Below are 19,800 nucleotides of genomic sequence, written 5' to 3' on the forward strand. Positions count from 1 at the left end.
AAGGGGGAAATGAGCTTCGTGCTAATTGAAACTGTGGGTTCATACTCATGACGTTCCCCGGTTTGGGGCGTAGGGGTCCTTTTTTTCGTTCGGTAATTGTGTAGAAGGCATTGGTAATCAAATTCAACATGACACGACCGATATCCTGTGGGACAATTTCAATTTTTCCGATGGCATGGTCATAATCGGTTTCCAACGTTGCGTTGAAACTTTTGTCCTTTGCTCGAAGTCCGTGGTAGGCGAGTCTCAAATATTCATCTACCAAGGCATTGATGTCCGTCAATTCTTTTTCGCCTGTATTTTTTCGACTGTGCTGCAACATGCCTTTGACGATACCGTCGGCACGCTTGCCATGATGGTTTATTTTTTCTAAATTTTGGATAACGTCCTTCGCGATTTCCCTAACATCTTCTAAATTTCCAGCGACCAATTCCTTCTGCATTTCTTCCAAAAGTTCTTTACTGACTTCGGAGAAATTATTGACGAAGTTTAATGGGTTTTGAATTTCGTGAGCGATGCCTGCGGTGAGTTCACCCAGACTTGCCATTTTTTCAGCTTGTATAAGTTGGCTTTGCGTAGCTTTTAAATTTTCCAAAGAAGTATTTAATGCTGAAGTACGCTCATTTACCTGCATTTCCAGTGTCTCATTTTGGGTGGAAAGAATGCGGTGGTTTTCTTCGGAAAGCTGCTCTACTTCCTTCAGTTTATTTTGAAGTGATTTGCTTCTATTTCCGAAGATATAGCCAAGATAAATGGCCAAACTGAGAGGCATCAATAAAAATGCAAAAGGTTGATATAACCACAGTGAAGGCACTTCCATTATGGATAGTTGATCCAAGATAATAGCTACCCAAAAAGCTATGTTAATAACACAGAATACCAAGAATATGAGCGCCGCCCGCCTATCTGTTTTTAGGGATTTTATGCTAATGCGCAATATTTCTAAAAGAACAATGGTGCCGATAATCTGGGTTATGAGCAAATAATCGAAAAGGAAAAGTAAGCCTATTAAAAAAGCGGCCAACACCACCACAGACCAAAACAGCAATCCGAATTTTTGTTTTAAAATTTTGTAGATACAGAAAAGAATCAATAGGGCTTGGCAGGTTAAAAAGAAGCCTATGCAAAATTCTGCCAAAAATGGCTTTTGGTGCATATTGAGCAATACCAAAACCGCGATAATAAATAGGCTAAAAAAGAGGCTAGAAATGGCGAAGTACAGGTTTATTTTTTCGGTTGGGAAGAAGAGAAAATAGGCTAAAAATAGGATGAGCATAAATATGGCAACCCCAAAAACGATGTAGTATCTAATTTTGTACTGAAGCATCGGCGGATCTGCATTTGCGTGGCTTAGCGTTGCCACCCTCAAAATCATTCCCGTTCCGCTGGCAAAAACCGGAAATTGGGACGGGTCGTTGGCATACCGTATGGCCAGTATTTGGTCTTTTTGCGGCACAAGTGGGAAGGAAAGCAAATCCCGCCCTGGATTGTAATAAATTATGGAATCTTGCGCTGCGCTTACCCTGCCCAATTGGTGTATTAACTGCCCGTCCAAATAGATTTCAGATGCTCCTGTTTGATATATGCGCAGCACCAATTGCTGGTTTAGTGGCAGGACTGTCTTTATTTTTTTACGGAACCATACAATTCCATTTTTATTTTCTTTGGCGACGGAATCCGGCACATTTATGATCATGTTTGAAAATTTGGGCCATAGGGAATCGTTAAAACTTGGGTTTGACCACTCCTTGTTATCGCCCAAATGATAACTCCAATTATTTACCAGCACGACCCATTGATTTTCCAGATCGGTATCCAGAAAGGCGGATTGCTCAGATTGTCCGGCAACGGCCAGTGGCAAAATGAACAGAAATAGCATTATTCTTTTCATGACTACTTGTTGGTTAAAGGTAACACAAGGGTAAAAATTGTTCCTTCATTGGGTTGGGATTGAACTTCGATCCTGCCACCATGTGCTTTCAGAATATCATAGCTCAAACTTAATCCCAATCCCGTTCCTTGCCCGGTAGGTTTTGTGGTGAAAAATGGTTGGAAAATTTTATCGATTACATCTTTAGGAATCCCTGGGCCATTATCCCGAACACTTACCACAATAGATTCTTTTAATTTTTTGGTGCTTAACCAAACTGTTGGTTTGTGAACATAATGAGGGTCTTTGAACCCCCCTTCCGGGGGGCGAGGGGGGCTGCATAAAAAGCATTCGTAATCAAATTCAAAACAACCCTTCCAATATCCTGCGGCACGATTTCAATTTTTCCGATGGAATCGTCAAAATCGGTTTCCAAAGTGGCGTTGAATGATTTGTCTTTGGCTCGAAGTCCATGATAGGCGAGGCGCAGATATTCGTCCACTAGAGAATTAATGTCCGTGAATTCTTTTTCGCCTGTATTTTTTCGGCTGTGCTGCAACATGCCTTTGACGATGCCGTCCGCACGTTTGCCATGATGGTTTATTTTTTCTAAATTTTGGATGACGTCGTTTGCGATTTCTTTGACATCTTCTAAATTTCCAGCGTCCAATTCTTCCTGCATTTCCTCCAAAAGTTCTTTGCTGACTTCGGAAAAATTATTGACAAAATTCAACGGATTTTGAATTTCGTGTGCAATGCCTGCGGTCAATTCGCCGAGACTTGCCATTTTTTCGGACTGGATCAATTGTGCTTGTGCCGCTTTTAAATCTTCCAACGATTTACTCAATGCCACGTTTGCTTCTGCAATCGATTTTTGCTTTTTTTCAAGTTCTTCAATCGTTTCCTCAAGCAGAATTGCCGTGGTACGCTTCACTTTTTCAGTACGCTCCAGTTTGAATTCTGAAATCATCAGGGCTTTGTCGGCATCTTTGACAGCTTTGATTAGAACCATTTTTTCTTCGGTGATTAAATGTTCCGACGTTTCAATAAAATCTAATATGGTTTGTAAGTCTTGGTTCATACTTTTTCTTTAAGTGTTACCCAGCAACAGGCGCCTGAATGAAAATTTTGTTTGCCATGTAATACGCGTCCAAACTCACCATAAGTAAAAAAACCTGCCATGGGTGTCTTCCAAACTTCAGCAAGCCCTTCGTTTTCATCTGTGACCAAGGGTCCAAGAATGGGCTGTCTGCCTGCGCAAGAAAAAATCAATAAGGCATCTGCTTCCTCATTGGTATCTTTTTTTAATTGGGTTGCTTTTTCAATAACTTCTTCAACGATATCGAATTCTGGTGGTTTTGTAAACCAAAATTTTGAACCTTCTGGCATCGACATATTCATAACGAGGGCATTTTCTGAAACATCAATCTTAAATGGTGTTTTAAGTGCGATTTCGTTGTTGTCCCTTTCTGCGATGAATGGATATTCCATAGATAATTCTTCAAATAAATTAAAATCATTTTGGGCTATTTTATCCGATTTCCCTAAATATTTCAGGTACAATTCAACGGCAGATTTACCATCTATTTTATAGAGTAAATTCCCCTTGCTTTTGGTTACCGTTCTTGTAATCCCCAAAGGTTTCCAGCCTGTAAAAGCCATTCCTTTTAAAGCGATTTTATCACCATTTAGCACTAATGCAACTATACCATAATTGGTCTCTCTTTCATTTGTGAAAACGAACGTTTCTTTAATTTCCCAATCGTCTCCTGCCAAACCACCAAAAAACAATGTATCAGGACCTAGACTTTGGGATAGGTTTTTTACCAAATTTTCTCCTGCAAAAAGTTCTCCTTGTTGGTTTATTCCATTACTGCAAACAATCAAAGAAGGGTTGTTGAATTTTTTTAGAGCATTCGCAGTTAATTTCGAAGTCGTATTCTCTATATTGCCATTTTCTATTTCTTCGAACAAAATCGTGTAATGTTCCTTTGCCATTTCTGAAAGCAAAATTGCAATTTCTCCCACGCTTTGATGGCCATTGATGAATTCGCCACAGGAGGTGGCGCCAAAAATGTCCATGTTTTTTTCCTCTAAAAGTTGACACACCGCCTTTCTGTCTTGTTTAACTGAAATAAAAACAATGGCGACGTTAGGACTGTAACCACCTACTATTGCAACTTCCAAAGCGGTCTTAATTTCTGAAACGGATGCTCCGTGTATTGATTTTGCTTTCATAATTATTGCAAATTTTGTGGGAATTTAATTAAATTATAAATTTTGAATGACCATCGCCAACGCTCGCCCTGCCCCCCAGCCCCCTAAAGGGGGAGGCCAGCGCGCAATTTAGAATTGACGTTTTCTATCACATTATCATATTTGTTTAGGACTTGTTCGTTTGTAAATCTTATTTCAGAGATGCCAATTTCACTAAGGTAATTTGTTCTTATTTTATCTTTTTCAGTTTGTTCCTTTGTTAAATGGTATCCCCCGTCAATTTCAATAGATAGCTTCAGTTTATGACAATAAAAATCCAAAACAAAGCCGCCAATGGGATGTTGCCTTCTGAATTTAAAACCTAATGGTTTAATTTTTAAATATTCCCAAAGTTTCAATTCAGTTTCGGTCATTGATACTCTCAATTTTGCAGCATTCCTAAAAACCGATGGAGTTGCTCCATCGTGCATTCCCAATATTTTCAATTTATTTTTTTCCATAATTTAACTATAGAAAACCCTCCCTTCAGGGTCGGGACAAGGTTTTCGGAATTATTTTTCCTTTAAAGCCACAATACAGCAGGCATTGTTATGAAATTCATTTTTACCAATTTTTGATTTTCCATATTCGCCAATTTTATTTGCCCTAACCCTAAAGGGAAAAAATTGGCTTTAATCAGGTTTCTAATAAAATTCATTTTTTAATTCCTAGTTATTTTTCTTTTAAAGCTACAACGCAACACGCATTGTTATGAAATTCGTTCTCGCCAATTTTAGATTTTCCATATTCGCCATAGGTAAAAAAGCCTACCATTGGCGCATCCCAAACGTTTTGAACCTGTTCTATTTCCTCCTTCATTAAAACCCCAAAGGATAGATGCCTGCTCACGCAAGAAAACATGAGTAAGGCATCGGCTTGCTGCTGTGCGTTGTCCTTAATACTCTGACATTCTGCAACGACTGTTTCGATGGAATCAAAATCTGGCGGCAGCGAAAATTTGATTTGTGACCCTTGAGGCACACTTCCAGTACAAATAAGTGAACGGTCATCACTATTTGCAAACCTGGTTGCACGTATGACAGTATCTCCATTTTCCCGTTCTAATTGCAATGGATAATACCATGAGTTTAGAAATGGCACAATCTCCGTATTATTATCTAGAGCTACATCAACGCCAAGGTATTTCATTAACATATCCAATGCTGGTTTATCGTCTATGGTATACACAATATTGCCTTCGCTTTTGGTAACTGTTTTTGTGGTGCCAATAGCTTTCCAGCCACAAGTTGCGATTCCTCTAACATCTATTTTATCTTCATCAATAATGAGCGCTAACAATGCGTTGTCCTTACTTTTCCCGTTGGTAAATACAATTGGTTTTTCAGCTAACAAATCATCTCCTGCCATACCTCCAAATACGGTTATTTCCCTGTCCTCTGATAAAGCATAGTTACCAAATCCTTCTGTGATGCCTTCAATAATTTTTTCACCATCTATAAACACGCCACCCGTTGCTATTATCAAAGAAGGGTTGGCAAAAGTTTTTTTTGCTAAAAGGCCCAGTTTTTTTTGCACTTTCAAAAGTAGTCTCATGACTAATTTCAAGAAATTCTAATATAAAATAAGCAGGATTCATGTCGAGCAACATCATGACAATGCTACCTTCTTCAATATCTCCATCGATAAACTCTCCAGCCGTCGTAGCGCCAAAGATTGCAATATTTCTTTTGTCTAAAATATTACTAACCGTTTTGAAATCTTGTTTTATTGAGGGGAAAACGATTGCCAAAGTCGGTTTAAAATCATCAGAAGTTGCCGTATCAATTTCTTTGATTATGGCTTCGGTTGAATTTGCTTTTATTGTTTTTGCTTTCATTTTATTTTTGATTTTAAAGGCCTGCGCTCGCCCCGACCCCAAAGGGCGCCATCTCCCAACTTAATATTTCTTTTATTTCAATAATTTAAAAAAACCCTCGCTTTAGTCCCTATAGCTATTGGGAGGACAAGGTTTTCGGCTTATTTTTCTTTAAGTGCCACACAACACGTTGTCAAATTGTGCATTTCGAGGTTTCCTCCAGTTGCTCTTCCCAATTCTGCATTACTGAACATGCCGACCATTGGAACGTTCCACACATTTTTAATACCTTCGAGTTCCTGTGACATCAATGGTCCCAAGGATAATATTCTTCCTGCACAACTAAAAACTATCACCGCATCGGCTTCGGGCATTACTGTAGCTTTTAAATTCTCTACACCTTTTACCACTTTCTCCATCACATCAAAATCGGGCGGTAAAGAGAAACGGACTTTTGATCCTTGCGGCACTGCGCCACTGGTGTAATAAGATCGATCGCTCCAATCTACCACAAGGCCTGGCCGCATTACGGGATCACCCTTTTCACGTTGCAATTGTAGAGGAAAGTTGGCAGCTATTTCTATAAGTAAACTATCATTTTCAGGGGTTACGTTTTTAATACCACCATATTTTGCAGTAAGATCCAACACCGGAAGATTATCTACTGTGTACACGTGGTTACCTTCACTTTTGGTTACTAATTTTTCAGTGCCCAATGGCTTCCATCCACACGTAGCAATACCATTTATTTGCACATTTGACTCATCCAATGCAATACATATCATGGCCTTGCCACTGTCTTTCCCATTAGTAAATACGAATGTTTCAGAAAATGAATAATCATCTCCTGCAGCACCTCCAAATGCGTTTACTGCTGATCCTGCTATCTCTTCAATGCCACGCAGCACTTCTTCGCCATCCGCAGAAGCATCACTTATCCCGATAAAAAAAGCAGGGTTTGCAAACTTTTCTTTTGCTTTTTCAGCAATTCCTTTTGCAACTTCCCGATAATTTTTTTCCGGATATTCTTCAAAATAAATTTGAAAATGGTCTTTGTTCATGTCCATCAACAAAATAGCTGCCGAGCCTTTTTCGGGTTCTTCATCTATAAATTCCCCATTCGTGGTGCAGCCGAAAACGCTGATGCCAGCGGTGTCAAACAAATCAGATATGGCACTTCGATCAAGGCTTTTTGAAATAAAGCAAATTGCTAAAGTTGGCTCGAAACCATCAGCGATACTTTCTGTGAAAGCAGTTTTGATTTCCTCAGTAGATTTACCTTTTATCGATTTTGATTTCATTTTGGTTTCTAATTGTAATTGGGATTAGGCATTATAACGGGGCATGTTAAAATGCAACAAGTGTAGGTAACTGAAAAAATTGGTTTCTATAAATCTAATGAATTAATTTATAAAACGTTAGATGTTTTGGACGAAGGGGTTTTAAAACTTTTCAAAGACTTGGAAAATGTTACCGAAGATTTTAATTGGCATCTATTTCTGAAGAATTTGAACTTTTTCCTTTATCCATTCTTTGAGTTTTTTGAATAGTTCTTGTCTATGGGTTATTTTGCGTATGGCATATTTAAAATATTTTCTCGCTCGAAGTCGTCTTTCGTTTGGATTTGTTTGCTTGTCCGATTTGTATGGTCAAGTGTGCCTCCATTGATAAGATTTTTTCTAATTTGTTTAAAGAATTTTATCATTTGGTAGAATCGTTTTTTAACTTTTAAATACTGCACAAAAAGTGGCGTATTTAGTAGAGAATATTGTCCATTATTATGTCCAAGTTGCGTTCCATTATTTTAAAATCACAATCCGAAAAGAAGATCTCATACATCTCACGTCGCATTTGTGCATAACTATTTAAATAATTTCTCCAATGGTGTATTTTAAAATAGTGTATCAGTCGCTTTAGGGATGTTGTTTTGTTAGTAATATTATTTAGGGCTCCGAAAACTTCAATTTTTTTATGTGAAGGTTAAAATTTCATTAAAAGATTAAAGGAACTTTGTTTCTGGTATGGTTCCTGTCACTTTCTTAGCTCATGAAAAGCAATTTCTACATTATCTTTTGTGTTTTTTGTCTCTATGGATGCTCAAAGGTGCAGCAGGCGACAGATTTCATCACGAAACCTTCTGCAAGGGAGATTTATATGCGGGACTTTAAAGATTCTGATTCTTTGGTACGTATCTGGAACGCTGCTCTTTTCAAAGCAAAATCAAATCAATTGGAAGCTTCTTTACCGTTCGTGATGTCATCACAATCAGGAAAGGGTAAAGCATCAGCCTTAGGATATACAATCGAACTAAAAAGAGGGGAGATCCTAAAAATTTCCGTGGAAAAGAGTCTGGATTCTGGTGTAGTTTTTATTGATCTTTTTGAAATTGAAGCAGCTGCAACACTTTCAGAAAAGCCATTGGTTTCAAATGAGTGGAAAGTCGATTCGATAAGTTACAAGACACAGCGTTCTGGTTTTTATAAAGTTGTAATTCAACCAGAGCTAAGAGATTCCTTACTTTATACTACTAAAATCTACACGCAGCCTTCGTTTAGATTCCCCGTTAGTGGCAAGGGAAATGCGGCTATGGGAAGTTTTTGGGGCGTTACAAGAGACGGCGGAAAAAGATCACATGAGGGCATTGATATTTTTGCTGCCCGTGGAACTCCAGTTCTTGCAGCAACAGCCGGATCTATTTCTTTTACTGGAAATAGAGGGCTTGGTGGGAAGCAAGTCTGGTTGCGAGATGGGCTTTTTGGTCAGTCTTTATATTATGCCCATTTAGATAGTATTATGATTGCGACTGGCGCACGGGTTAAGAAAGGTGACACCTTAGGCTTGGTTGGCAATACAGGTAATGCTAAAACGACAAGCCCGCATTTGCACTTCGGAATTTATACACGTTCAGGTGCAATTGACCCATTGCCGTTTATAAAGAAACGAGAGATTCCTGCTTCAAGTAATGCACTCACTTTTACCCAGGCAAGAACCAAACTCCAAAAGAATGAATTGCGTACAGGTGCCAGTACAACCTATGAGAATCTGAAATCTTTGACGAAGGACCAAGTCGTTGAAATTGTAGGCAAGACACAACAGTGGTACCATGTGAGGCTTGCGGATTCTTTGGAAGGTTTTATGCATCAATCGCTGTTACATAAATAAAGACAATGCATGCAACGTTGACCTATTCTTTGATCTTCAGCATCTAATAAATAATGTTGTCCATAATTCTGTTGAGGTTGCGTTCCATGATTTTGAAATCACAATCTGCAAAGAATATCTCATACATCTCACGTCGCAGTTCAGCCAATTCAATGTTCTCGAAATCGTGCACTTGTATATTATCATCAACTCTCTCAAGACGTTCATCTTCTGTAGCACTGCTGAAATCTTTATAAATTCGTTCAAAAGTTTCAGCATCTACTTTCGATTTAATCATGTTTAATTCTTCTTCTGTTTCTGCGGAATCAGCGTTTGCACAGAGCAATAAAATATAAATCTGTAGCTCTTTTTTAGTCAATTTATTTGTTTGTAGTGTCATGATCTGATGTTTTTAAATGATCAGGAAAAATCATTATTTTTTTTATAGGATATTAAGCCTCTTAAAGTTCGTAATTATTTTAGCAATACCCAGTTTTATTTGTCAAAATCTACCACTATCCACATCCTTGATAAATTGAGTCCATCTAGATAAATTCGTTTCTGCATCACCATATTGGGATACATGTGCTCCGTTAGTGGTAAGGTTTCTACCGTCTTGAACTTGTGTCCACAGGCGTGCATCACGAAATTTACTTTTCCGTTATAGTTGGTTTTTGCCTTGAAAGCAAATGGCAAATCGTTCTTTTCTTCTACAGGCAAGGCATCTATATCGGTGGGCAATGCAACTACATGACCTAATTGGTCGCCTTTTAAAATGCCCACGACACCAGTCACACCAGCTTTCGTTTGCACTTCAATCCCCAAGAATTTGAGTTGTTTGGCAATCAGGTCTGCTGTTCTGAATTCTCGATTTCCCAATTCAGGATGTTCATGGATGTCGTGACGCCAATCGATGACTTTCTGCTCGATGTTGTCGGCTGCTTTGCTAATTGCTATACTGTGCTCATTGCTTTGGGAATAGGTCATAGTACCAAGAAACAGCAAGACGATGTAAGCGAATATTCTAATGTTGTTTTTGAAGGAAAAATGGATTTTCATAATATTGATATGTTCGATTTAAAATTGAAAATAGATAAACTGTTCGCCACCGCCTTGGGAAATTACGATAAGGAAAACCATGACTGCCCAAAAGACACCCAGAACCCAAGTCGGCGTTTTTAAAGAGACTTCTTTCATGGAAGTGTTTCTCATGGAATAATGACAGATGAATAAAATGGTGATGATGATAAATATCTTTATAATGTCAAAAAATTGGAGGATTTTCTCGCCATCGGAATGCATGAACAGCATTGAAGAAAGCATGTTCTTGGCAGTCGAAAATTCCCTGGCTCTAAAAAACACCCAAGTAAAATTGACAAGTAAATAGGTTAGCAGTGCCAATACGATGCCATTATATGGGCCAATTTTGACGTGGATCTTGTTTTTCAACATACGTTCTACCACGAGATAGATGCCATGCAATGCGCCCCAAATCACAAAAGTCCAAGCGGCGCCATGCCACAAGCCACCCAGCAGCATCGTGATCATCAATGCTGAATACATTCTTACTACTCCATGTTTGTTTCCACCTAAAGGAATATAAAGATAGTCGCGTAACCAAGTGGACAAAGAGATGTGCCACCGACGCCATAAATCTGAAAAGCCGATGGCACCATAAGGATACCTGAAGTTATCAGGCAAAATAATTCCGAGCATCAAAGCAATGCCAATGGCACAGGTGGAATAGCCTGCAAAATCAAAAAATATCTGGCCCGAAAAGGCCAGCGTTCCCGTCCAAGCATCCAAGGCGTTGAGAATGGATTTTGAGCCAAAAACTTCGTCTGCTGTATCTGACAACAAAGTGTCTGCCAATACCACCTTTTGGAACAGGCCAATGGTCAATAAAAATAAACCCCAAATGAATTGATGGATAGTTGCTTTCTTTTCTTCATAAAATTGTGAAACCAAATCTTCTGCTCTTACAATAGGCCCGGCGACCAATTGTGGGAAGAACGTGACATAAAGAGCAAAATCCAAAAAGGTTCTGGCCCGTTCGGATCGTTTTAAATACATGTCAATGGTGTAAGACATGGTCTGGAAGGTGTAAAACGAAATCCCCATGGGCAAGATAATATTCATGGGTTGTGAATGATAGCCATAGCCATAAGCATTCACGACTGTGGTAAAATTGTCGAGAAGGAAATCCCTATACTTAAAAAAAAACAAAAACCCGAGATTGACGAACAAACTCATCAACAACCACAATTTTCGTTTGTGTTTGTTCTCCTCAACCGACAATTTATTGCCTGCGATCCAATCGACCAGTGTTGAAATCCAAAGTAGGATGACCAACGGTGGATTCCAAAGTCCATAAAACACATAGCTCGCCAGGAGCAACATTCGTTTTTTATTGGTCCAATTGAAGAGTTTTGCATAATACAAAATCAAGACAATAACCAAGAAGACGATGAAACTTAATGAATTGAACAGCATGATTAGTTGGTTTTAGAATTAGACAATGCACCATCTGCTTTCATGATTTTCACTAATTCAGTCGTGAAATATCTCGCATCTTTAGCGGAAAGATGTGACCATTCTGGACATTCCAGATGTTTTAGCTGCTCATAGTCTTCAAAATAATAGGCTTTTACCTCTGAAGCTTTTACAAGGGGATCCCAAAACTCGGTTCGTGGCAAAAATTTGTCTTCCCCTGCTTTTAATAAACCATTCGAAGGACATCTCACCAAAATTGCATTTCCTCCACGTTCTTTAAATGTTTTAAGGTCTTTTAAAAAAAAGGCCATCGTTGACTCTTTATCAGGAGCTGGTGCATTTTTACCAAAAAACATCCAGACTTTTTTTACTGAATTGGCATAGGCTGTGTCTGTAACTGCAATTTCTTTCATGACAGTATTTCTGTCCAATGCTATTTCTCCAAATTCATGAAACGGTGGCATTGGATCAGGAACTCTAGTTCCTACCTTAATTTTGCCCAATAGCTCTTTAAGTTTGATGCCGTCAACACCTTGGTCATCACTTATAAAAGCAAAACTTTCTTGTAGTGGTATTGAGAGAAAATGGTTAGATATTTGAGCAAAGGTTCTCTTCTTGTAGTAATCAACTTTAGATTGTGGCCATTGCCAAGGTTGTGCTTGCGGAAAGGTTGTTGAAAAAAATAGACCAGGAGTTACACCAATTAGTATGGTACCATTATAATCAGTGTTGTTAACAACATCGTGAAATATGGGCAATGGAGAACTGCCTACTGATGCTAGTTGAATTGGTCGCACGCCAGTTTGGGCTTGCCATTCATTGAGTTGGATGTCAAAAAGCACGCGAGAAGATCCGATAAGTAGCACGTCATTGCCAGATGCTTTTTCAACTCCTTGGCGTTGCATTGCCCATAGGGCTTCGTTATCGTCTAATGTTGGATAGACTCCTTGAGAACGCCAGTAGAGTTCCCAAGCAGTAAGGCTGATGACACTTATGGTCACAGCAATGATGAGTGATTGTTTTAAATGCATGTTGGATGGTTTTGGTTGTTCTTATGAGAGTAGCCATATATTTAAATTTCAAATCCCGGGAATCTAAACCTTCCTGAATTTTTCGAATTTGATCTTTAGACATGGCTGGTCCATCTGTGGCTCCTCCATTAAATAATTGATTATAATCTTTATACATATCCACAGTTATATGTGTGGCGTAAACATCACTTCCAACCGGCAATATATACCGCAGCAAACCCCAATTTCCCCTGATACCCGCATCAACCTCTTTTTGATGCATAGGCTGAAAAATTTCTGTTTCAAATTTTTCGTATTTCTCATAATCTCCATTAGATACTTTCATTAAATTTATTCCTGCAACTGTGCCCAAAGGCATTTCAAAGTTGCCTTTTGTAGTGGCTATTTGTTCAAGATATACGCGTTTTGCCAAGTCTCTTGATCTTGCGGTATTTTCAAATTTTTTATTGAGATCATCATCAGACATTTCTGGATAGGCTGCCTTTAGAGCCGCCTGAAAATTCCCTGCATTGCTCATCATTTTTAGAGGATCATTATAAAGGGTTACCGTTAGGTATTGATATCCCTGATCTTCTCCTCCAGGTTGCAAACTCCAAAGATCCCATCCCAAAATATCTCCATTTTTAACCCTTTGTTCCTGAATCTTTTGCCAGAATGCTTCCGTTTCCATGTAGGCTGCTTCCTGCTCATTGTCCACTTTCATGAACTCTAATATTAAATAAAGTTTGTCCTGGGCAAAACCATTATATTCTCGGAATCCGCACTTTTTTTAGTGTCTGCATTTTGCTGAATAATCATCTATCTCGCATCCAACCTAAATGTGTTTTGCACAGCTTCATACCAATCGTCATCATTGGCGGCATTCCAATCCACCCATTCTTCATCATTCATTGAAGCTCTCCAATCAATAAAAGGTTGTGCATCAGGCCCAACAGGATGCCTCAATTTCCAAGACTTGCTTTCCGCAATTTCCAAAATCTTATCTGCTACCAATGTTGGTGGTGTTGGTGTTTGAAGGGATGCTGAAAACAGTCCTCCAAACCTTTTGGAATGTGGATAAATTGAGTTCCCATCAACTGAAAGATCATTTGCCATTTGTGTGTTTATGATTCCTGGTTCCACAATGGCAACCCTAATGTTAAAAGGTTTTACTTCTTGGGCAAGTGCCTCACTAACGGCTTCGAGTGCAAATTTGCTTGCGGCATATGCACCCAATGGACTGCTTGAAATATGTCCGGCAACAGTGGCCACATTAATAATGCAACCCTTTTGATCCTTCCTCATTTGTGGCAATAATGCCTTTGTACATCGCAGCATTCCAAAATAATTGGTTTCCATAATGGACTTAAAATCATCCATTGTCAATTCCTCAACAGAACCATGACGTTCGATGCCTGCATTGTTGACCAGAACATCGATGGGTCCATGTTTTTGGGTGATGTCGTTGATACATTGCTTGACCGAAGCATCAGAATCGACATCCATTTCTGAAATATGAATGTCCAAGGATTCGGATTTTATTTGTTTTTTAAAATCGTCAGCCTTTGCTGGATTTCGCATGGTCGCAAATACTTTGTATCCTGCGCGTCCGAATGCCAATGCTGTTTCAAGGCCGATGCCTTTGCTTGTTCCTGTGATCAGTGCTGTTTTCATCTTTAGTGCCCGAGAAGTCGGGTAACTTTTTGGTTAGTAGCTTATTCATTATCAGCTTCGGCAAGCCGTTTGGTATCTACATACTGTTGAAACCTGGTTATTTTACCATTATCTAGTGTCCATCGATGTGCGGCCTGCAGATTTATAACCTTGCCGGTTTTTTTCACTTTTGCCATATAGCGCATCGTGGCAAACACTTCGTTGTTGCTCATTTCATGCAACGTAAGGTCATCCAGTTTAAAAAAATCGTATTGTGAAGCAAGTTTCATAAACACGCCGTCTTTTACTGCCTCGGGGCCTATATATGGATTTCCGACAGCCAGAGCATTGCCTTCGGCCTCATTCCATCCAATGTATTCGCTCATGGCGCCAAGTACCGATGGCATATCACCTGCAGCAAAATCTTTATACAGTTTATCAATAATTACCATGTTGTTAGGATTGCTATTTAAGCCCAATTGCTGCATGACTGCAGCATTATCGAAAAAATCCTGCTCTTGGGCAATCTTGCCGTTTTTCATTTTAACGAGTGTTACACCTTGCAAGGCAACACTCTTGCCTGTGGCTGGAATTCCGAAAAAATCGCCAGTATGTGTACCTTTGAACATCCAATGTTTGACTATTTTGCTGCCCTGTCCAAAAACATCGATGACGGTAAATTTGATATCAGAAAATCCTGTTAGGTAATTTTGGTAATATGTCTTAAAATCTGCAATGCCCACTATGTTTCCGGAAGTGTTGATTTGTATAATATTTGGGTCGAAGTTTTCATCGTTGATGAGATCAATTTGTGCTTCGTTGAGGATCTTATTCCAGACTTGTTCATACATTTTGATGTCTTTGTGATCGTTGCTTTTTTGGGCAAATGTTGATGTGATGCATAAAAGCGCGCTGACGAGTAATAGCGTTAATTTTTTCATGGTGTTTATGATTTTGATTTTAAATTTTTAGTAGATAAAATTCAACTATAAATTATCGTGATTCAACCTTAATACCGTCGTAGGACAGTTCAATACTTTCGAAACTTGGCCCCGCTCCATCAAGGGAGTCGCCGGTTGAAAATTTTGTGGCCTTTGCATTGCTTAATTTCCAAGTTTTCAATGATTCACCGGCTTCATTTTTTTCTTCAAGAACCACGGTGCCTTCTTTGTCTAAAGGTGTTCCATATCCGGCCCACAGATTTGTTTGCGGCTGGAAAACCACATTTTTTAGAATGACATTACCACATTTTTTGGCATTGTCATCCAGCCCAGAAATTTCACTGAATTTCCCGCTAGCTCCTGAGATGAGTATTGTATTTAAGGTTTTCATTGTGATAACATATTTTATGGTTATTGAATTATTGTGTAGTAGATACAGCCTTGAATAGCCATGGAAAAGACATTGATTCTGTAGATGAAAAACCTGTTTTTTGCCCATTAGCTAAAATCGTTAAAGGTGTCATTAAGGCCATCACCAGGTCCAGTGAGCATATTGAGGGGATCTCATTCCGGACATGATTGGTCCCCTCTCTTATTATTCATGACATGTTGTATCGCAATAAAAACACCTTTATGAGTTAAAGCATCATATGATTTTGCATCAGTATTATTTGTTCGTTCCAAACTTAAACTAACACTATCGTTTTATTCTCGTGCGGCAGCTTTGACATCGCCACTAATTCCGCTAAGGTCTGGACGGAAATTCCAAAGCTCGCTTTCCCCGCCTTCAGTCACATCATACCAATCCTTTAAAAATTGATCCCAACTGCCTTTGCCATAAACCTCATCATATTTTTTATCCATGCCGTTGTCCTGGCCCAACCAAGACGATTTGTCAAAAAACGAAATGACAGCCAAATCCCGTCCTTCCTTGGTGCTTCCAAATTCATTGGTATAGATGCCGTAAGTTTCGTTGGGAAGCTTCTCTACATACACCTTATTTATTTTTTCAACCAGTTGCATGGCTTCTTTCATTTTTCCTCTCTTTACATCGTAATAATTCAAAAGCATGTTTTTTATGGTAAAATCTTTGGCGAACCGTGACATTTCCGGATTGAATTTCCAGTAGGTTTGTGCACCGCTTCCTGCAGTTACATAAGGCATTACGCTGCCGTCCCAATCGGCGTCATGACCGTTCTCTGTTGTTGGCCTGTTGTCCATGGCGCTCCAAGGAAATGCACCCATTACCCAAGCATAGCTTCCTGTATTTGGGCCGTTTGAAATCCAATACACACGCGCTCCATAAGGTCCATCTCCGTGGAATTTTTTGTTGTGTGCTGCTATCCCTTTTTCAAACTGGCTTACTTGAGCCGGATTGGGTGTTAAAATGGCTGTCTCGAATACGCCATACTCTTCGTTGTTTTGCCCAATTGCCATGATCGGCAATAAAAAAGCAAGTAATAGTATTTTTTTCATCGTTTGTGTATTGTGTCCTCGTCTTAGGCGGATGAACGGGTTAATATTAAATAGTTTTGCTCAATAAGCAGGGTGGTTTTTGACCATGGTCTTTTGCCGCTTAATCCAATAATTTGGCATTGTAATAAGCTGTTTCTGAAGATATTCTTCCATCATCTTTAAATTTCATGGTAAAAAGCATATCTCAAGTTTGTACCCTGACGACACCATTTGGGTTGTCTTTTTTATAGTCTTTGGTATCTGGGTTTGCATCTGGATAGGTTTCAGCCTTGTCATTATCTAATCGGTCCTAATAGACCATTGCCGAATTTAAAAAAGCTACCATGTCGCTACCCATATCGCTTGTTCTATTTGATGAGCCATTGTATGCTCTAAAATCTTCGGTTTAATAACTGACCATTTTGGTTTGGTCTCCAGCAACGGATGCTTTTACAAATTCATTAACTACGTCTATAGCTGGATGTTCTTCGTAAACGGTTCCATTCTTTTTTTGTGCGTAGTTAATAAACGTACAGAGCATCATTACTATAATTAATGTTTTTTCATAATATTTGATTTTGTGTCCGCCATTAGCGAACGGGTTGGTATTGCATTGTTTAGTTTTTCATTTCCGAACGGATTAACCGAATACTTATGGTTTTGCGTAAATTTTCTACGGCATGTGGCGCTTCTGAATCTTTCCACATGGTCATATGAAATTGAAGCGGCGGAATTTCCCGGGTATCAAAGATGATATTGTCATCTCCGTCATAATCTATAAAATAACCGGCTTCCTCAATGTAAAGCCACACAACCTGATTTCCTGTTTTATAAAGCAATGCCTGATCTGTTAATTTGTCTTTTTCCTGGCTAAAAACCGTTCCTATTGAAACAAAAATTAAAAACAACACGAGGTGCTTTTTGAATTTTTTCATGATTTTAACTATTAATGCTAACAACTTGTGGTTTTATGGTTTTCGCATTTCAGAAATTAGCTTTGTAATAATTTTTATTTTACCGCGCTTTTCTTATGAGAGTAGCCATATATTTAAATTTCAAATCCCGGGAATCTAAACCTTCCTGAATTTTTCGAATTTGATCTTTAGACATGGCTGGTCCATCTGTGGCTCCTACATTAAATAATTGATTATAATCTTTATACATATCCACAGTTATATGTGAGGCGTAAACATCACTTCCAACCGGCAATATATACCGCAGCAAACCCCAATTTCCCCTGATTCCTGCATCAACCTCTTTTTGATGCATAGGCTGAAAAATTTCTGTTTCAAATTTTTCGTATTTCTCATAATCTCCATTAGATACTTTCATTAAATTTATTCCTGCAACTGTGCCCAAAGGCATTTCAAAGTTGCCTTTTGTAGTGGCTATTTGTTCAAGATATACGCGTTTTGCCAAGTCTCTTGATCTTGCGGTATTTTCAAATTTTTTATTGAGATCATCATCAGACATTTCTGGATAGGCTGCCTTTAAAGCCGCCTCAAAATTCCCTGCGTTGCTCATCATTTTTAGAGGATCATTATAAAGGGTTACCGTTAGGTATTGATATCCCTGATCTTCTCCTCCAGGTTGCAAACTCCAAAGATCCCATCCCAAAATATCTCCATTTTTAACCCTTTGTTCTTGAATCTTTTGCCAGAATGCTTCCGTTTCCATGTAGGCTGCTTCCTGCTCATTGTCCACTTTCATGAACTCTAATATTAAATAAAGTTTGTCCTGGGCAAAACCATTATTGCCTAACAACATTAATGCGATAAGAATTAGTAATTTTTTCATGAAATTTGAATTTGTGTCCGCTATTTGCGAACGGGTTAGTATTGCTTCGTTTAATTTTTCATTTCCACACGGATCAACCGAACGGCTTTTGTTTTGCTCAAATTGGTTACTGTATGCCGCGCTTCCGCTTCTTTCCCATGACAGTAGAAATAGATAGTGATATAAGAAAGAGATCATGTCTTGTAATGTTTATTTGATTGGTTTTTTAGTAGTCATTCAAAGTCTTTTTGACGGATTGGAATAGCAATCCCAGTTCACGCCGAGCCATCTTGTTTTGATAAATGATTTTTGGTTGGTTTTTTGGCTCTTGATGATTCAACATTAAGGTGACATCAGAGACTGGATAGGTCTCGCTGGAAAGCAAGTAATTTTTTCCGTGCAAACCAGGAATGGTAGCAGCTTTATAAACGCCTTCTGCAACATCTTTTACATCAACAATTGCCAATTCAATATCTGTGTCGTAAAACATCTGGATGAATGGGTTAGGGGCCATCTTATTCTTAAATAGAAACTGAAGTCCTGTAGATATTGAATCTTCTCGGTTGCTCAAGGATTTTCCCATGACCATCACTGGCGAGATGCTTACAATTTCAAAATCCAAACTTGGATGCGTTTTGATATATGCATTTACCGTTTGGTTGGCACTAAATTTGGCTAGTGCATATGGATGGCTTTCCTCGCTCATAAAGGGTGTGTCATTTTCGCTAAAGGTGTCCGTTGACATTTTGACTCCCGCAGGTAAAGGAAAATTAGTATTCCAAGCGCCTACAGAAGCTATGAGAACTACCTTATCCACTGATGGAGTTTCGTTGATGACTTCCAGAAAATTTTCAGTCCCTTTGATGGTAGGATCAAAAAGCTCAGTCTGCGCATCTTTAAAATCCAGTTGAAAGGGCGTGCCTCCATGAATGACGAGGTCACAATCTTTTACAAATTCTTTTAATTGTGCCTTATTTTCAACATTGAGTTCACTGATGTATAGATGATCAGAATGATTCAACTCCATCAAATGCTCATATTTTTCCTGTTTTGAAATGTCGGTTGCAGAGACTTTAACTTCAAATCCGTTTTCTAAAAACCGTTGTGTGATGTGGCTTCCTATAAAACCTGATCCTCCTATGATTCCTACTTTTTTCATATCTATGATGCTTATAGTATTTAAAAACCCTTACAGTCCTTTCTCTTAAGAATTGAAATTTATGAGGCTTATACCTTAAAAACAGGTAGAATGGCAATCGATTTTGGTTGATTAATTATTAAAAAAACTAAAACTATAATCGGTTGATTTTCGTATTGCCAAATTTACTATCCACAAAAAATTTACTTGTCTTTTTTTTATTTTTAATTTAGGTAAGGGAAGTACTGCCA

22 protein-coding genes are annotated in these 19,800 nt (G+C 38.7%); 1 reads left to right on the plus strand and 21 read right to left on the minus strand.

Going from position 1 to position 19,800, the window contains the following annotated elements:
* The 8 genes from A9996_RS20710 to A9996_RS17345 all read right to left on the minus strand — a co-directional run.
* On the minus strand, positions 1–1,891 hold a 1,891-nt coding region (locus A9996_RS20710), incomplete at its 3' end, for a histidine kinase dimerization/phospho-acceptor domain-containing protein (protein ID WP_066438134.1).
* A gap of 2 nt (positions 1,892–1,893) precedes the next feature.
* A complete protein-coding gene (locus tag A9996_RS20715) occupies positions 1,894–2,112 on the minus strand; it encodes a sensor histidine kinase (RefSeq protein ID WP_066438137.1) in 219 nt (72 codons plus the stop codon).
* Between the two features lie 26 nt (positions 2,113–2,138).
* The gene (locus tag A9996_RS17320) at positions 2,139–2,951 is read right to left on the minus strand and encodes a sensor histidine kinase (RefSeq protein ID WP_066438140.1); all 813 of its coding nucleotides are present in this window, start codon (positions 2,949–2,951) and stop codon (positions 2,139–2,141) included.
* On the minus strand, positions 2,948–4,108 hold the full coding sequence (locus A9996_RS17325; protein ID WP_066438144.1) for an FIST signal transduction protein: 1,161 nt from the start codon (positions 4,106–4,108) through the stop codon (positions 2,948–2,950). Before A9996_RS17325 ends, A9996_RS17320 begins: the two co-directional genes overlap by 4 nt.
* A gap of 83 nt (positions 4,109–4,191) precedes the next feature.
* Complete coding sequence (locus tag A9996_RS17330) at positions 4,192–4,587, minus strand: endonuclease domain-containing protein (RefSeq protein WP_066438148.1); 396 nt, start codon at positions 4,585–4,587, stop codon at positions 4,192–4,194.
* A gap of 211 nt (positions 4,588–4,798) precedes the next feature.
* A complete protein-coding gene (locus A9996_RS17335) occupies positions 4,799–5,611 on the minus strand; it encodes an FIST signal transduction protein (RefSeq protein ID WP_169817262.1) in 813 nt (270 codons plus the stop codon).
* The gene (locus tag A9996_RS20140) at positions 5,574–5,963 is read right to left on the minus strand and encodes an FIST signal transduction protein (protein ID WP_169817263.1); all 390 of its coding nucleotides are present in this window, start codon (positions 5,961–5,963) and stop codon (positions 5,574–5,576) included. Before A9996_RS20140 ends, A9996_RS17335 begins: the two co-directional genes overlap by 38 nt.
* Before the next feature lie 140 nt (positions 5,964–6,103).
* Positions 6,104–7,243 carry an FIST signal transduction protein gene (locus A9996_RS17345; protein WP_066438156.1) on the minus strand — a complete coding sequence of 380 codons (1,140 nt, stop codon included), beginning with the start codon at positions 7,241–7,243 and terminating at the stop codon, positions 6,104–6,106.
* An 853-nt stretch (positions 7,244–8,096) separates the two neighbouring features.
* Between A9996_RS17345 and A9996_RS17350 the strand changes: the two genes are divergently transcribed.
* Complete coding sequence (locus tag A9996_RS17350; RefSeq protein WP_169817264.1) at positions 8,097–9,104, plus strand: M23 family metallopeptidase; 1,008 nt, start codon at positions 8,097–8,099, stop codon at positions 9,102–9,104.
* A gap of 43 nt (positions 9,105–9,147) precedes the next feature.
* On the opposite strand, the gene A9996_RS17355 is transcribed toward A9996_RS17350, so the two are convergent.
* The 13 genes from A9996_RS17355 to A9996_RS17410 all read right to left on the minus strand — a co-directional run bounded on the left by A9996_RS17355 (position 9,148) and on the right by A9996_RS17410 (position 19,570).
* A complete protein-coding gene (locus tag A9996_RS17355) occupies positions 9,148–9,483 on the minus strand; it encodes a hypothetical protein (protein WP_066438161.1) in 336 nt (111 codons plus the stop codon).
* A gap of 95 nt (positions 9,484–9,578) precedes the next feature.
* Positions 9,579–10,142 carry a zinc-binding metallopeptidase family protein gene (locus A9996_RS21020; protein WP_066438166.1) on the minus strand — a complete coding sequence of 188 codons (564 nt, stop codon included), beginning with the start codon at positions 10,140–10,142 and terminating at the stop codon, positions 9,579–9,581.
* A gap of 18 nt (positions 10,143–10,160) precedes the next feature.
* Positions 10,161–11,576 (minus strand): MBOAT family O-acyltransferase, encoded by a 1,416-nt coding sequence (locus A9996_RS17365; RefSeq protein WP_066438174.1) that lies wholly within the window; start codon positions 11,574–11,576, stop codon positions 10,161–10,163.
* 2 nt (positions 11,577–11,578) lie between these two features.
* Complete coding sequence (locus A9996_RS17370) at positions 11,579–12,607, minus strand: hypothetical protein (RefSeq protein WP_066438177.1); 1,029 nt, start codon at positions 12,605–12,607, stop codon at positions 11,579–11,581.
* Positions 12,498–13,310 (minus strand): hypothetical protein, encoded by an 813-nt coding sequence (locus A9996_RS17375; RefSeq protein ID WP_248912378.1) that lies wholly within the window; start codon positions 13,308–13,310, stop codon positions 12,498–12,500. The genes A9996_RS17370 and A9996_RS17375 overlap by 110 nt, the downstream gene beginning before the upstream one ends.
* 95 nt (positions 13,311–13,405) lie before the next feature.
* Complete coding sequence (locus A9996_RS17380) at positions 13,406–14,260, minus strand: SDR family oxidoreductase (RefSeq protein WP_066438181.1); 855 nt, start codon at positions 14,258–14,260, stop codon at positions 13,406–13,408.
* A 41-nt stretch (positions 14,261–14,301) separates the two neighbouring features.
* Complete coding sequence (locus tag A9996_RS19980) at positions 14,302–15,180, minus strand: ester cyclase (RefSeq protein WP_111626070.1); 879 nt, start codon at positions 15,178–15,180, stop codon at positions 14,302–14,304.
* Between the two features lie 52 nt (positions 15,181–15,232).
* On the minus strand, positions 15,233–15,571 hold the full coding sequence (locus A9996_RS17390; protein WP_066438183.1) for a hypothetical protein: 339 nt from the start codon (positions 15,569–15,571) through the stop codon (positions 15,233–15,235).
* A gap of 314 nt (positions 15,572–15,885) precedes the next feature.
* Positions 15,886–16,656: a hypothetical protein gene (locus A9996_RS17395; RefSeq protein ID WP_066438186.1), complete on the minus strand. Its 771-nt coding sequence runs from the start codon at positions 16,654–16,656 to the stop codon at positions 15,886–15,888.
* 385 nt (positions 16,657–17,041) lie between these two features.
* Positions 17,042–17,179, minus strand: a complete 138-nt coding sequence (locus tag A9996_RS19985) for a hypothetical protein (protein WP_157487242.1) — start codon at positions 17,177–17,179, stop codon at positions 17,042–17,044.
* Positions 17,180–17,252: 73 nt separating this feature from the next.
* Positions 17,253–17,570 (minus strand): hypothetical protein, encoded by a 318-nt coding sequence (locus A9996_RS17400; RefSeq protein WP_066438189.1) that lies wholly within the window; start codon positions 17,568–17,570, stop codon positions 17,253–17,255.
* Between the two features lie 79 nt (positions 17,571–17,649).
* Positions 17,650–18,432: a hypothetical protein gene (locus tag A9996_RS17405; RefSeq protein ID WP_066438197.1), complete on the minus strand. Its 783-nt coding sequence runs from the start codon at positions 18,430–18,432 to the stop codon at positions 17,650–17,652.
* Between the two features lie 205 nt (positions 18,433–18,637).
* Positions 18,638–19,570, minus strand: a complete 933-nt coding sequence (locus tag A9996_RS17410; protein ID WP_066438191.1) for an NAD-dependent epimerase/dehydratase family protein — start codon at positions 19,568–19,570, stop codon at positions 18,638–18,640.
* Between the last annotated feature and the right edge of the window lie 230 nt (positions 19,571–19,800).

This window comes from Gelidibacter algens (assembly GCF_001678675.1).
Taxonomy (GTDB): domain Bacteria; phylum Bacteroidota; class Bacteroidia; order Flavobacteriales; family Flavobacteriaceae; genus Gelidibacter; species Gelidibacter algens.